Source organism: Synechococcus sp. Cruz-7E5 (genome assembly GCF_024345995.1).
Classification (GTDB): domain Bacteria; phylum Cyanobacteriota; class Cyanobacteriia; order PCC-6307; family Cyanobiaceae; genus Regnicoccus_A.
Map to the genome: position 1 here is coordinate 29308 of NZ_JAGQCE010000019.1, position 14324 is coordinate 43631.

At 66.6% G+C, this 14324-nt stretch carries 12 protein-coding genes; 7 read left to right on the top strand and 5 right to left on the bottom strand.

Features of this window, described 5'->3' with window-relative positions:
* Positions 1–115 precede the first annotated feature (115 nt).
* Positions 116–1354 (bottom strand): MFS transporter, encoded by a 1239-nt coding sequence (locus tag KBY77_RS15225; protein ID WP_255106276.1) that lies wholly within the window; start codon positions 1352–1354, stop codon positions 116–118.
* Complete coding sequence (gene rimO, locus KBY77_RS15230; RefSeq protein ID WP_255106278.1) at positions 1351–2784, bottom strand: 30S ribosomal protein S12 methylthiotransferase RimO; 1434 nt, start codon at positions 2782–2784, stop codon at positions 1351–1353. Before rimO ends, KBY77_RS15225 begins: the two co-directional genes overlap by 4 nt.
* A gap of 112 nt (positions 2785–2896) precedes the next feature.
* Here rimO and KBY77_RS15235 point away from each other — a divergent pair, with 112 nt between their 5' ends.
* Both KBY77_RS15235 and KBY77_RS15240 read left to right on the top strand, forming a co-directional pair.
* Positions 2897–3733 carry a BtpA/SgcQ family protein gene (locus KBY77_RS15235; RefSeq protein ID WP_255106280.1) on the top strand — a complete coding sequence of 279 codons (837 nt, stop codon included), beginning with the start codon at positions 2897–2899 and terminating at the stop codon, positions 3731–3733.
* Positions 3730–4650: a vitamin K epoxide reductase family protein gene (locus KBY77_RS15240; RefSeq protein ID WP_255106282.1), complete on the top strand. Its 921-nt coding sequence runs from the start codon at positions 3730–3732 to the stop codon at positions 4648–4650. Before KBY77_RS15235 ends, KBY77_RS15240 begins: the two co-directional genes overlap by 4 nt.
* 16 nt (positions 4651–4666) lie before the next feature.
* Here the strand turns inward: KBY77_RS15240 and nadB are convergent, their stop codons facing one another.
* From nadB to KBY77_RS15255, 3 genes are all read right to left on the bottom strand, one after another.
* Positions 4667–6361 carry an L-aspartate oxidase gene (nadB, locus tag KBY77_RS15245; RefSeq protein ID WP_255106284.1) on the bottom strand — a complete coding sequence of 565 codons (1695 nt, stop codon included), beginning with the start codon at positions 6359–6361 and terminating at the stop codon, positions 4667–4669.
* Between the two features lie 60 nt (positions 6362–6421).
* Positions 6422–6799, bottom strand: coding sequence for a photosystem II complex extrinsic protein PsbU (gene psbU, locus KBY77_RS15250; protein WP_255094586.1), 378 nt, complete (start codon positions 6797–6799; stop codon positions 6422–6424).
* 171 nt (positions 6800–6970) lie between these two features.
* The gene (locus tag KBY77_RS15255; RefSeq protein WP_255106301.1) at positions 6971–7603 is read right to left on the bottom strand and encodes a DUF3120 domain-containing protein; all 633 of its coding nucleotides are present in this window, start codon (positions 7601–7603) and stop codon (positions 6971–6973) included.
* 227 nt (positions 7604–7830) lie between these two features.
* Between KBY77_RS15255 and KBY77_RS15260 the strand changes: the two genes are divergently transcribed.
* The 5 genes from KBY77_RS15260 (at position 7831) to KBY77_RS15280 (ending at position 14178) form a co-directional block, all read left to right on the top strand.
* Complete coding sequence (locus KBY77_RS15260; protein ID WP_255106286.1) at positions 7831–8703, top strand: undecaprenyl-diphosphate phosphatase; 873 nt, start codon at positions 7831–7833, stop codon at positions 8701–8703.
* A 46-nt stretch (positions 8704–8749) separates the two neighbouring features.
* On the top strand, positions 8750–10138 hold the full coding sequence (locus KBY77_RS15265) for a TIGR03279 family radical SAM protein (RefSeq protein ID WP_255106289.1): 1389 nt from the start codon (positions 8750–8752) through the stop codon (positions 10136–10138).
* Between the two features lie 65 nt (positions 10139–10203).
* Entirely contained in the window at positions 10204–11898 is a 1695-nt protein-coding gene (locus KBY77_RS15270) for a TolC family protein (RefSeq protein ID WP_255106292.1), read from the top strand.
* Positions 11899–11965: 67 nt separating this feature from the next.
* The gene (locus tag KBY77_RS15275; protein WP_255106295.1) at positions 11966–13375 is read left to right on the top strand and encodes a BCD family MFS transporter; all 1410 of its coding nucleotides are present in this window, start codon (positions 11966–11968) and stop codon (positions 13373–13375) included.
* Positions 13372–14178, top strand: coding sequence for an inositol monophosphatase family protein (locus tag KBY77_RS15280; RefSeq protein ID WP_255094579.1), 807 nt, complete (start codon positions 13372–13374; stop codon positions 14176–14178). Before KBY77_RS15275 ends, KBY77_RS15280 begins: the two co-directional genes overlap by 4 nt.
* The last annotated feature ends 146 nt before the right edge of the window (positions 14179–14324 follow it).

Consider the following 14324-nt stretch of genomic DNA (forward strand, 5'->3'; position numbering starts at 1 on the left):
CAGGGTTGCTCTGCTCTAATGAGCGGGTTGTATTTCCGTGCTGGCCATGGCGGCAGCTTTGTACCTCGTTCTGGTGGCCGCTGGACTGGTGACGGCCTTCCTTCTGTCCACTGTTTTACGCGGCATCAAGCTGATCTGAGCCCCCTGGATTCAGGCGCAGTCCCCAGCGGCTTGTCAGCTCCAGCAGCCCCAGCGCCAGGCCAATGCTGCCCATGACGGCGAACGTGGCTGGCAATCCGATCCTCAGCGTGAGCACGGCGGCGATCAGTCCACTGAAACCGCCGCCGCCGAGGAAGGCGATCTGACCAAGACCTGCCATACGTCCGCGCAGCACGAGCGGAGCTCCCACCTGCAGGATCAGGTTGCTGCCCGCCAGCAGTCCAGCGGTCCCGGCTCCGATCAGAAAGGTCATCCCCAGTCGGAAGGCCGTGGGCGCACTGAGAGCCATGCCCAGCTGGGCGAGGCTGGTTATCACGGCACAGGTGCCCAGAAGCAGGGAAGGCCGCTCGCTCAGCCACTGGCTGCGTCGTTGCAGCAGCAGCCCTCCGCTGATGCTGCCCGCCGCCAGCACGCTCGTGAACCAGCCCAGGGCCTGGGGGGATGGTCCCAGCACCTGGGCGGCGATCAGTGGCGCCAGGCCGGGATGGAAGAAGACCGCCAGGCAAGCGAGGCCAGTGAACACGAGGACGTGGCGAAGGCTGGCGCCACAGCCCCGCCAGGCGCTGATCAGGCTGGAATCAACGCCCCTGCCGCTGCGCCGCTCGGCGCTGAGGTTGGGCTGCAGCAGCCACAGCACTGTGGCGATCGGCAGCAGGTATGAGGCCGCATCGATTGTCAGGGCCGTGGCTGGTCCCGTCAGGGCGAGCAGCAACCCACCGATGGGTGGCCCCACCAGCTTGCCGACGTTGAACACCACCGAGAAGGAGGTGAGGTAGGGAGCCAGCTGGGCCGGCTCATCCACCAGCAGGGCGCAGTACTTGTTGCGAGCCGTGAGCTCGAAGGCGCTGGCCAGACCCACCACCAGGGTGCTGAGCAGAAGCAGGCTCACCTGGGCGGCCCCCGTCAGCAGAGGGATGGCCACAGCCCCCAGGGCTGCGCCGGCCACCAGGCCCCACTGGGAGCGGATCAGCACCCGTTCGCAGCCGATCCGGTCTGTGAGCACACCGGCACTGCCGCTGGCCAGCAGACTCGGAATTGCCAGGGCGCCGAAGTGCAGGGCCAGCAAGAGGGGATTGCTGGTCTGGTCCATCAGGATCCAGCCCTTGGCGGTGAGTCCGGCGAAGGAGCCGGCGGTGCTCAGCCCCGAGGCGATCAGAAAGGTGGTGCGCTGGTTGCGGTGGATCCAGTGCCTCAACCGCGGCTTCCGCTGGTGGCCAGAGCCTCCTCCACCATGGCCCGGGCTCCCACCACCTCGCCCTGAAGGTCGTAGGGGGTGGAGGCCGTGATGCGCACCGGCACCATGGTTCCCGGGGAGGCGCAGAGGCCGCCGGCGCCAGGGCTCACGCGCACTTCCCCGTCCACGTCGGGAGCGAAGCGGGCACATCTCCCGATCATCTCGCCGCTGCTGGGGTTCTCCTGCTCGATCAGGACATCAACGATCCGGCCCACCCAGCTGGCATTGCGCTCGGCCGCGATCGGTTGCTGAGCGGCCATCAGGCGGTTGCGGCGCTCGATCGCCACCTCAGCCGGCACCGGATCGGGCAGATCCACCGCAGCGGTGCCGTCTTCCGGAGAGAAGGTGAATACCCCCACATGGTCGAAGCGCTGCTCCTCCACGAAACGGAGCAGGTGCTCAAAATGCTCCTCGGTTTCACCGGGGAAGCCGACGATGAACGTGGTGCGCAGCACCGCATCGGGCAGCTGCTGGCGGATCCGTCCCAGCAGCTCTGTGGTGACGCCGGTCTGCCAGGGGCGGTTCATGGCCCGCAGCACCTCGGGATGGCTGTGCTGCAGCGGCAGATCCAGATACGGCAGCACGTTGGGCACGTCCCGGTAGGCGCTGAGCACCTCGGATGTGAGGCCGGTGGGATAGGCGTAGTGAACACGGATCCATGGGATCTCCACCTCTCCCAGGACCCGCAGCAGCTCCGCGAGCTGGGGCTTGCCGTATAGGTCGAGGCCGTAGTTGGTGGTGATCTGGCTGATCAGGATCAGCTCCTGCACCCCCTGGGCGGCGAGCTGATGGGCCTCCGCCACGACCGACTCGATCGTGCGGGAGCGTTGGTCGCCCCGGAGCCTGGGGATGATGCAGAAGGCGCAGCGATAGTCGCAGCCTTCGGCCACCTTGAGGTAGGCCACAGCCTCGGAGGTGGTGCGGTAGCGGGGCAGATGCTCATCGCCCACGAATGTGGGCACCTCGCTCACACGGTTCACCCGCTCACCGGCTTCCACCCGCTCAAGTACCTCCACGATGTGTTGGTAGTCGCCGGTGCCGACGATCGCGCGTGCCTCCGGCAGCGATTCCAGCAGTTCCTCGCGGAAATGCTGGGCGAGGCAGCCGGCGATGATCAGCTCCTTGCCCTGCTCTGCCAGCTCCACCAGGGTGCGCACCGACTCCTGACGGGCGTCCTGGATGAAGCTGCAGGTGTTCACCACCACCACTGCCGCATCGCGCTCATCGGCGCTGATCCCGTAGCCCGCCTGGGCGAGCAGTCCGAGCATGTGCTCGGTGTCGACCCGGTTCTTCTCGCAGCCCAGGTGAGCGAAGGCCACGGTCGGGCGGCTGCTGCCGGATTCCCCGGGCCGGGTCGATCCTGCTGGGAAAGCTGCGCTGGCGGGAGACATGGATGCGGAGGCCGAAAACCTTGGCCGTGGGTGGAAGCCCTTGGGCCAATCCGTCACCCTAGGGATTCCAGGGTGCCTCGGCCTGGCTAGTTCTCCTTCTGCGGCGATTGCCATGCCCTGCTCTGGATCCCACTGGCGTGAGCTGTTCCCCCAGCCCTGTCCGCTGATCGGGGTGATTCACCTCGGCCCCCTGCCTGGATCTCCGGGCTGGGCCGGTGATCTGGGGCATCTGGAGGCCGCCGCCCTCGCCGATGCCGAGGCCTATCTCATCGGTGGCGTCGATGGCCTGATCGTGGAGAACTTCGGCGATGTGCCCTTCTGGCGGGGATCAGTGCCGCCGGAAACGGTGGCGGCCATGACCAGGCTGGCCCTGGCGGTGGTGCGGGCCACAGAGCGGCCTGTGGGCATCAACGTGCTGCGCAATGACGCGCTGGCGGCTCTGGCGATAGCCCAGGCCAGTGGCGCTCGCTTTCTGCGGGTGAATGTGCTCAGCGGTGCCACGGTCACCGATCAGGGGTTGATCGAGGGGGTGGCCGCCGAGCTGCTGCGCCGGCGCCGGCTGCTGGGTGCCGAATCAGTGAGGATCCTGGCCGATGTGCTGGTCAAGCACGGAGCCCCCCTGGCGCCGCTGTCGATGGCAGAGGCAGTGAGCGATGCGCTCGAGCGCGGCGGCGCCGATGGGGTGATCGTCTCGGGCACGGGCACCGGCAGACCCACCGATCCGGCCGATCTGGAGCAGGCCAGGGCTGCGGCAGCCGGGGCGCCTGTGCTGATCGGCAGTGGGGCCAATCCCCAGACGCTGCAGAGGCTTTCGGCTGCCTGTGATGGCGTGATCGCCGGCACAGCCCTCAAATGCAACGGCTTGATCTCTGAGCCGGTGGACCCCGCGCGGGTCAGTGCTCTGAAGCGGATGCTGCCACAATCGGCCCAGATAAAGCCCTTGCCTTGACTTCCACCCGCTTGAGCAGTCGTCTGAGCAGCCGTCGACGATCAGACCCCGGACTGCGCTGGGTTCGTGTGGTGATGGCTGTTCTGGCCACGATCGGTGCGATCGACACCGGTGCTATCACCCTCAAGCGTTGGGGGCTGATCGGCCCGCTCAGCTGCCCCGGGGGCGCCGAAGGCTGCGACAAGGTGCTCAACAGTGCCTGGGGCAGTCTCTTCGGACAGCCGCTCTCGCTCTTCGGCTTCCTCGCTTACACCACGGTGCTGGTGCTGGCGGTGCTGCCGCTGATTCTCAAGGGCGAGGCCCGCTCGGCCATCTCCGAGCGCAGCTGGTGGGGGCTGTTCCTCCTCAGCGGCGGCATGGCCGTGTTCAGCCTGCTCCTGATGGGGCTGCTGGTGTTCAAGATCAAGGCCTTCTGTTTCTTCTGTGTTCTCTCGGCTGTTCTCAGCCTGAGCCTGTTCGTTCTCAGCCTCATCGGCGGCCAGTGGGACGACCGCGGCCAGCTGGTGTTTCGTGGGGTTCTTGTAGCTCTGCTGGTGGGGTTGGTGGGCCTGGGCTGGGCCGCCTCCGTTGATCGGCCCGCCGCCATGGGCACCCGCGGGACATCACCGCCCGTCATCAGCGTCAGTACCCCAGCCACCATGGCCCTGGCGGAGCACCTCAGCCAGACCGGTGCGGTGATGTACAGCGCCTATTGGTGCCCCCACTGTCATGAACAGAAGGAACTGTTCGGCAAGGAGGCCAACGCCAAGCTGAAGGTGATCGAATGTGCCGCCGATGGCGTCAACAATCAGAAAGCGCTCTGCGACAGCAAGAACCTCGAGGGATTCCCCACCTGGGAGATCAACGGCAAGCTCGATTCCGGCGTCAAGACCCTCGCCAAACTGGCCGAATTGAGTGGTTTCAAGGGCCAGCTCTGAACTCACAGGACATTGTTCAGCCCGAGTTACCGTTCTTCAAAGGGGCAGTGTGGATCGCCTTACCGCGCAGCTGCAGTGAGTGACGTTGCCAGAAGGGCTGGGGCGCCGGGCAGTCGGTCCGGTAGTGGCCGCCACGGCTCTCGCGGCGGAACAGGGCAGCCTCCACCAGCAGATCCGCCAGGGTCAGCAGCTGGCGCAGATCGTTGAGGGGGCGCAGAACACTTCCGCCTCCCGTTCCAAGGGGTAGTTGATCGCCGGGTTCGAGCCGTGCCAGGGCCTGAATCCAGGGCTGATCGTCCAGCTCCTGTCGTTGGTGGTGGATCAGCCGCAGGGCCTCCCGTAGGTCCCGCTCCTGGCGCTCTACCCCCGCCACCCGCCAGCAGAGACGGCGTAGCCGCTCGCTCTGGGCCAGCAAGTCGCTCTGCAGGGGCTGGGCCTGGGCGAGAGGGGGGGGGCAGCTGCCCCCCCTGGCAGGAGAGGGCGATTCCCAGGAGCTGGGCCAGGGCTGCTGCTCCGGCAGGGACAGGTGCCGCAGCTGCCCGGCAAAGACCAGGCATTCCATCAGTGAATTGCTGGCCAGCCGATTGGCGCCATGCACGCCTGTGCAGGCCACTTCCCCCACGGCGTACAGGCCAGGAAGATTTGTGGCGGCGCCCAGGTCGGTGCTCACCCCACCCATCCAGTAATGGGCGGCCGGAGCCACGGGGATCGGCGCCGAAATGGGCTCCAGGCCCAGCTCGCGGCAGCGGCGCAGGATCGTTGGAAACTGACGGTTCAGCCGCTCCTGTCCCACCGGTCGCAGGTCTAGCCAGAGGTGGTCCACGCTCTGGGCCTGCATGGTTCGCACCAGGGCACGGCTCACCTGATCGCGGGGCGCCAGATCGGCACTGGCCAGGTCGGCCACCGGACTGTGGCCGTGGGCATCGATCAGGCGGGCCCCTTCACCACGCACCGCCTCGGATATCAGGAAGTGGGGGGCCCCTGGCAGCATCAGGGCGGTGGGGTGGAACTGGACAAACTCCAGATCGCGGATGGCGGCCCCGGCCCGCCAGGCCATCGCCACACCATCGCCCGTTGACTGGGAGGGATTGGTGGTTTTCTCGAACAGGTGGCCGCCGCCGCCGCTGGCCAGCACCACGGCGCCGGCTCCAAGCCAGCGCACCTGATCGTTCTCGAGCACCTGCAGGCCGAGACAGCGGCCCTGCTCGACCCAGATCTGAAGCGCCATCAGCCCCTTGCGCTGCACCAGCCCCGGGCGGAGCAGCACCTCCCGCTCCAGGGCATCCACCAGAGCGCCTCCAGTGCGATCCTGAGCGTGGAGCACCCGCCGGTGGCTGTGGGCGGCCTCAAGGGTGGTGCTGAGGCCGCTGCCGTCGCGGTCAAAGGCCATGCCCAGCCCCAGCAGCCGCTCAACGCAGGCCGGAGCCTGCTGAACCAGCAGATCGACGGCGCCTGGATCGCACAGTCCCGCCCCAGCCCGCAGGGTGTCATCGCGGTGGCTCTCCAGGCTGTCCTCAGCCCGGGTGACTGCGGCGATGCCGCCCTGAGCCCAGCGACTGGCGGTTCTGGGTCCGCGCTCCTTGCTGAGCAGGAGCACCCTCAGCCCGGCGGGAAGCTCCAGGCAGGCCATCAGCCCGGCAGCGCCGCCACCCACAACCACCACGTCCCAGCGCGGAGCCAGGGGTGGTTGGGGGTGGGGTGTCGAGGTCATGGGGCCGCAAAAAAAGCCGCCGGGGACCGACGGCTTTCGGAGGGTCGCGACTTTAGGGGTTCAGCGGTAGACGCCCGGGTTGATGCGATCGTCGCCTTCATTAAGGGCGATCGAGGGTGCAGTCACCGTGAAATTGTCCTTGTACTTCTCGAACAATTCCTTCTGCCGATCCGTCAGATCAAGGCTGAGCACGTCGTCGATCTCCTCGTAAGGCCCCCCGAGCACGATCTTGCCGGCCAGGGTCGGATACATGCCAGGGAATTGCTGGAAGCTGCGCACGGGTGAGTTGTTGAGATCCACCTTGCCTTGGCGGGCCGCGATCTTCTCATCCGCCACATTGCGGAGCTCCTCCGCCTGGACTGCCGGAGGCAGGAGCAGGGACACCAGCAGGCCGGCCAGCAGCACGCCGCTCATCATCCAGGCAACCAGCCGTTTCATCGCAGTTCTCCGTGGTGTGGATCGGTGAGGATCGCCGTTGGATGGAAGCCTTGACTCGGAAGCTCTCCGAGCAGGGTCAGGGGCAACGCTACAGGCCAGTTGGCGGATCAATCCACACAGCGCCAAGGCTTTTGCAGTTCTTCAATTCCCGCCCCCCAGTCCCGCCCCCCTTCAGATCAATCCACTGAGCTGGGGGCTGAGCAGGGAGGCGATCAGGAACAACCCGTCCACTGCGAGGGTGGTCAGCAGCGTGGCTGCGGCCAATCGCCCTCCAGCACCCGAGCGGCGGCATCGGCGCGCCAGCAATGTCAGGGCCACCGCCATCCCCAGAACCAGAGCCAGCGAGGCCGGCTCCAGGACCTGCAGGGCTGCTCCATGCAACAGAGCGGGTGCTTCATGGACCGGGGCGCTCAACACCTGCGGCCAGAGCGGCATGACCCCCGTCAGGGCGATCGCCCCATCGGTGCAGGCGGTACCCAGGAGTGAGGCGAGATAGATGTGGGAGGCGCTGCGCCAGCGTCCACTCAGGCCGGCCAGGGCCAGAGGCAGGGCGAAGGCCTCGATCGGCAGATGCCAGAGCGGATGCAGGCGGCACCATCCCCAGAAGAGACAGCCGGCCAGCCAGCTGCCACTGAAGCCAATCAGCAGCGGCCCGAAACCGCGACAGCGCTCAGGGCCCCGCAACTCCAGCAGCAGCCCGATGGCCATGATCACGACTGTGAACAGCGTGGCGCTGCTGGGGTGCAGGCGGACCCAGGGAGCCTGAAGGAAGACAGGCAGCACCACCAAGGCTGCGGCCACCATCGGCAGCACGGCTGTATCAGAACTCCCCAGGGGCGCCCTCAGTGCCGCGCTGGATGGGTGCCAGGAAAGCACGAGGGTCTCGGGGACCAGGGCGGACGTGGGAGGAGTGGCGGTGGCCCCGATCACCTGGTTCTGTGAAGAAAGGTATGCAACCTTAAGGGACGCCGGAGGTGGAGCTGCGAGCTGGGCGGTCATAGGGTCACTGGCTCCGCCGTGCCACTCCGCGCATGGGCTCTGCCCTTTCAGCACCGGTTCCAGGCTTTCTTGAAGCCTGCTGGCACGCCCTGGTGCTCGGCATCGTGCAGGGCCTCACTGAATTCCTGCCGATCAGCAGCACAGCCCATCTCAAGGTGGTGCCCGTTCTGCTCGGCTGGGGCGATCCTGGGGTGGCAGTCACGGCCGTGATTCAGCTGGGCAGCATCGCGGCCGTGATCGTCTACTTCCGCCACGACCTGGCGGAGGTGATCGCGGGCGTCAGCCGTGCCTTTCGCCATGGGCAGTGGGGAGATCCTTCGGCGCGGCTGGGGGTGGCCATGGCCATCGGCACCCTGCCGATCGTGCTGGCCGGCCTGGCCATCAAAATCCTGTGGCCGGCCTACGAGAGCTCTCTGCTGCGCGGCATCACCTCGATCGCCCTGGTCTCGATCGTGATGGCCCTGCTGCTGGCCCTGGCCGAGCGGAGCGGTCGACGCCAGAAGGACCTGCCCCAGGTGCGCCCGATTGATGGCCTGCTGGTGGGCATCGCCCAGGCCTTGGCCTTGATCCCCGGGGTGTCGCGCTCCGGAAGCACCCTCACCGCATCGCTCTTCGATGGCTGGCAGCGGGCCGCCGCTGCCCGATTCTCTTTCCTTCTCGGAATCCCGGCGATCACCCTGGCCGGACTGGTGGAGCTGAAGTCGGCCTTCGCCAGCAGCGCCAGCCTCGGCCCGATTCCCTTGTTGATCGGCATTGCCTCAGCCGCCGTGGTGTCCTGGCTGGCGATCGCCTGGCTGCTGCGCTTTCTGCAGAACCACAGCACCTGGATCTTCGTGATCTACCGCTTGGCCTTCGGACTGCTGCTGCTTCTCTGGGTCTGGCGGATGGATCCAGCCGTCAGCTGAAGCCCTCAGGCGCCCACACTGAAACTCTTCGCTTCGAGTCCCCACCGTGTGGAACGAACCCTCCGCAGGTCTTCCCCTGGCCCCTGTGGATTCAGTCCGCCAGCCCCAGCCAGCCGTGGTGGCCGCCGTGGAGCCCGGGTCGATCGGCGAAGACCTCGGGTTCCAGCCCGGGGACCGGCTGATCAGTATCAACGGGGTGCGGCCCCGCGACCTGATCGACCTGCAGGTGCTGGTGGGGGAGGAGGAGCTGAGCCTGGAGGTGGAGGACCCCGATGGCACCCGTCATCAGGTCGAGCTCGAGAAGGATGCCGATGACGGTCTGGGGCTTGCTTTCACCGAGGCCCTCTTCGATGGCCTGCGCCAGTGCAACAACCACTGCGCCTTCTGTTTCATCGATCAGCAGCCCCCCGGACGGCGCCAGAGCCTCTATGTGAAAGACGACGATTACCGTCTCAGCTTTCTCTACGGGTCTTACCTCACCCTCACCAACCTCACCGCGGCGGATTGGCAGCGGATCGAGGAGCAGAGGCTCTCGCCCCTGTTTGTTTCGGTTCATGCCACCGACTCCGAGTTGCGCAGCCGCCTGCTGGTGAACCCAAGGGCCGGCCTGTTGCTCGATCAGCTGGGCTGGTTCAGCGAACGGCGGCTGCAGATCCATGCCCAGGTGGTGGTCTGCCCAGGGGTGAATGACGGGGCTGCCCTGGAGCGCACCCTGCTGGATCTGGCCCGTTTCGGGGCCGGCGACTGGCCGGCCGTGCTCTCCACCGCCGTGGTGCCCGTGGGCCTGACTCGCTTCCGTCCCCCGGGGGATGGTCTGGTGCCGGTCGACCGCGCCTGCGCCCGGCGGGTGATCGAGCAGGTGGAGCCCCTCCAGGACCGGTTCCGGGCGGCCCTCGGCAGCCGCTTCGCCTGGCTCTCCGACGAGTGGTACCTCATGGCCGGCCTCCCCCTGCCGGAGCGTGCCAGCTACGAGGATCTGCCCCAGCAGGAGAATGGGGTCGGCAGTATCCGTGCCTTTCTTGAAGCTCTCGATCAGGCCACCAGTCGCCTGCCCCGCCGCCTGATGCAGCCTCGGTACCTGAGCTGGGTCGTCGGCGGCTTGGTGGCCGAGGCCCTGCAGCCGGTTGTCGATCGCCTCAATGCCGTCGAAGGGCTGTCGCTTCGGCTCCATGGTCTGCCCAGTCCCTACTGGGGGCAGGAGCAGGTTGTCACCGGCCTGCTCACGGGCTCAGATCTTCTGGCCGGTCTGGAGGGCCAGGAGCTCGGGGATGAGCTGCTGCTTCCCGCTGTGATGCTGCGTCAGGGGGAGCCGGTCTTCCTGGATGACTTCAGACTTGAGGACCTGCAACGTCGGTTGCCGGCGCCGATCCGCCTGGTGCAGGGGGCGGATGATTTCGTGGCCGCCTGCCTCGGCATTCAGGCCTCGGCTCTTTAAGCTCTGGCCTAACAACGGTTATCTGTGTGCGGCGCTCCTTCCTTGCCTCGGCAGCCCTTGCGGGGATGGCGCTCGTCCCTGGCTTTCAGGGCGTGAGCCTCGCCCAGGACACAGCCCCAGCGGCTGTCCCGGCTGAGGCTGTGCCTGGGCGCCCAGCCCAGCCCGTGCCGATTCCCCTGGCTCCAGATGTCAAGGGAAACCGGCCCAAATCGGACCCCACCGTTCTTCCGCCGGCGGCTACCGAGCTTGAGCCCGGTTTACAACCCCTGGCCTCACCCCCCTCCCTGGCGCTGCCCACCAGGCCAGCCCAGGTCAAAATCCAGCAACTGCGGCCCCTGGGCCTCCGCGAGGTCGAGACCCTCGCCGAGACCAACAACCCCAGCCTCAAGGCGGTGGCCTCCCGGGTGGATCAGGCCAGATCCAACCTGAGGGCCCAGATCTCCGCCTGGTACCCCAGCATCAATTTATCCACCGGAGCCTTCCCGGCCCTTACCAACAGCTACCGGTTCAGTTACGACGCCGACGCCACCGGCCCCTTTGCCACGCCTGAGTCGCGCACGAAAGGGCAGACCCTTGGGGCCAACATGAACATCGGGATCAACTGGGACCTGATCAATCCCCAGCGGGTTCCCCAGATTTCGGCGGCCCGCGACCAGTTCGAGCAGGCCCAGAATCAATACCTGATCGCCCTTCGCGACCTGCGCCTTCAGGCGGCCCAGAATTATTTCAACCTGCAGCTTGCCGATGAGGGCGTGCGCATCGGTCAGGAATCGGTGCGGGCCTCTTTGGTGAGTCTCAAGGATGCCCGAGCCAGGTTTCAGGCGGGGGTCTCCACCAAGCTTGAGGTGCTCCAGGCGGAAACCCAGCTGGCCCGTGACCAGCAGTTGCTGACCAACTCTCTGGCCGAACAGTCGGTGGCTCGCCGGGCTCTGGCCTCCCTGCTGGATCTTCCCCAGGACGTCACGCCGACGGCCAAGGAGCCGGCACGGGTGGTGGGCACCTGGATGCCGTCGTTGCAGGAAAGCATCGTGGCGGCCTACGCCTTCCGAGAGGAGCTCGATCAGGTCATCCTGCAGATCTCGATTGCCAACAGCAATGCCAATGCGGCGATCGGCGCGGTTCAGCCCTTTCTGAGCATCGTCAACAACTTCGGCTGGGATCGCAGCAACGGCCGGAATGGGGTTCCGGTGGATCTGCCGATCAACATGGGCAGTTACACCTACGGAGTCGACAATTCGATCGGCCTGAATCTGAGCTGGAATCTCTTTGATGGCGGCCGGGCCGCCGCCCAGTACCGCCAGCAGAAACAGGCGGCAGAAGAGCAGCGCTTCAACTTCGCCGACCGCCGCGACCAGATTCGGCTGGAAGTGGAAACCAGTTTCTACCTGCTTCTTCAGAACAACCGCGACATCACCACGACCTCCCGGTCGGTGATCTCTTCGCGCGAAGCGCTGCGCCTGGCAAGGCTGCGTTTCCAGGCGGGCGTCACCACCCAGCGGGAGGTCGTCGAGAGCCAGCGCGACCTCACCCAGGCAGAGGTGAGTTACGCCCGCGCCGTGACCGACTACAACCGCCGGCTGGCCGAACTGAGGCGCCGCACGGGCCTGGATCAGGTGGCTTTCTGTCAGCCGCCCAGCCTCCCATCCAGCAAGCCGGCCACCGATCCCACCACCCAGATCCCGATCGAGCCCCAACCGTTGTTACCGGCCTGTCAGTCTGAGGTGCGTACGCCGGATGGGCGCGGTCCTCTCTCCCCCTAGAGAGCGCCCGGCGGGGGATCAACCCGGGTGGCCGGAAGGTTTCGTTGCCTGAATCTTGCCCTCCACCATGGCCCTCTCCAGCTCGCCGCCCAGCCTCTCGATCGCCAGCACCGTGCGGCTGGGGCTGTTCCAGGGGAGCCTCGGCTTTCTGGCGGTGATCTTCGCCGGCATGCTCAACCGGGTGATGATCAGTGAACTGGGATTTCCCGGTCTGTTGGTGGGTGGGGCCCTGGCCTTCGAACAATTCGTGGCCCCGTCGAGAATTCTGTTCGGCCAGCTCTCCGATGCCCGGCCCCTGGCGGGCCGCCACCGCACCCCGTACATCTGGCTGGGCGCCGCGCTCTTCTGCGGGCTGGCGGTGCTGGTGGTGCCGGTGATCTTCCGGCTAGCGGCGGCCCGGGAGCTGGGGGATGGAGCCGCCATCACTCTGGGCACAGTCCTGATGTGTGTCCTGTTCGCTGCCTACGGACTGGCTGTTTCGATGGCCACCACCCCGTACCTGGCCCTGGTGATCGACCGCACCCAGGAGCGGGAGCGACCCCGGGCGGTGGGAATCATCTGGTGCATGCTCACCGTGGGGATCGTGGTGGGAGCGGTGGTGATCTCCCGGAGCCTCAAGGGGCTCGACGGCATCACCGACCCGCTGGTGCTCGAGGCTGAGCTCTCCCGGTTCATGGTGCGGGCCGCCCTGGCGGTGATGTGCCTCACCCTGCTGGCCACCTGGGGCGTCGAGCCCGTCGTTCCTGCTAGCGCCAAGACCGTCGGCAGCGGCACCAGCTCAGCCCGTGACGATGCGATCACCATGCCCCAGGCATGGCGTCTGATCACCTCCAGCCGGCAGGTGGCGGTTTTCTTCCTGTTTGTGGTGCTCTTCACCCTGGCCCTGTTCATCCAGGACCCGATCCTGGAGAGCTATGGCGCCGACGTGTTCGGCATGCCGATTGCCGCCACCGCCTCGCTCAATGCCTTCTGGGGGGTCGGCACCCTGCTCGGCCTGGTGCTGGCGGGTTGGTGGATCGTGCCCAGGCTGGGTAAGTACGCAACGGCCAGGCTTGGCTGTCAGCTGATCCTGGCTTCGATGCTCCTGCTGATTCTGAGCGGACTGGTGGGTGAGGTCCCCTTGCTTCAGGCGGTGCTGCTGCTCTTCGGGCTGGCCTCCGGCATCGGCACCAACAGCACCCTGTGCCTGATGCTCGATCTAACCCTGCCGGAAGCCGCTGGCACCTTCGTGGGTGTGTGGGGCCTGGCCCAGGCATTCTCCCGCGCCACGGCCAAACTGATCGGTGGCGGATTGCTGGATCTGGGTCGTGCCATCATCCCCGGCCAGGGTCCTTTTGTTCCGTATGCCCTGGTCCTGGGCACGGCCGCGCTGATCGCCCTGGCGGCCCTGCGGGTGCTGGTCGCCCTCAATGTTCACCGCTTCCGCGACGACACCACCAGGCAGCTGACCCAGGTCCTGACCACCGAACTCGGATGACTGCCACCTTCACCGCCATTCCACCCGAGGCTCTGAGGCTCACGGAATTGCTTGATGCCGTTGCCGAGCGGCAACGCAAGGATTTCGGCCACATGGCCTCGGAAGCCAAAGCCGACGGCAGCCTGATAACCGCCTGTGACCGCTGGAGCGATGAAACCCTGGTGCGGGGGCTGGAGCTGCTTTATCCCGGTGAGGGGGTTCTCAGTGAGGAGGGCCGCAAGCTGGTGCCCTCCACCGACGCCTACTGGGTGGTCGATCCCCTTGATGGCACCACCAACTTCGCCGCCGGGATTCCCTATTGGGCGATTTCCCTGGCCCGCTTCGAGGGAGGTGTCCCCGTGCTGGCGGTGCTGGATGTGCCTCCCCTGCGCCAGAGAATCATCGCGGTGCGTGGGCTGGGCGCCTGGCGCAATGGCAAATCCTTGAAACCCCCGGGAGATGAGGCCCAGGCGGCCGGGTGTGCTTCGCTCTGCAGCCGTTCGATCGGGGTGCTGCAGAAGCTGCCGGATCGGCGCTTCCCCGGCAAGATCCGCCTGCTCGGGGTCGCCAGCCTCAACCTTGTGAGCGTGGCCATGGGCCAGACCGTGATGGCGCTGGAGGCCACCCCCAAGATCTGGGATCTGGCTGCAGCATGGCTGGTGCTGAGTGAATTGCAGTGTCCCCTGCGCTGGCTGGTGCGCAGTCCTGAGCACCTGAGGCCTGGCGACGACCATGGCCACACTGATTTTCCGGTGCTGGCCGCCAGCAGCCCGGAGGCGCTCGAGCGCTTCATGCCCTGGGCCGAAGCGCTTCTTCGAGGTTGAGCCCTGAGTACGGCTCGTTCTGTGGTATGTTTTTGGACTGCGCGTGAGCCGGAAGGCGAGCGCTGCAGGGCTTACAGCAGAAGTGAGGGCGAGAGCCCGCCGCCGGTGTTGTAAGTTTCCAAAGCGGTCGGGAGACCACCGCGAGC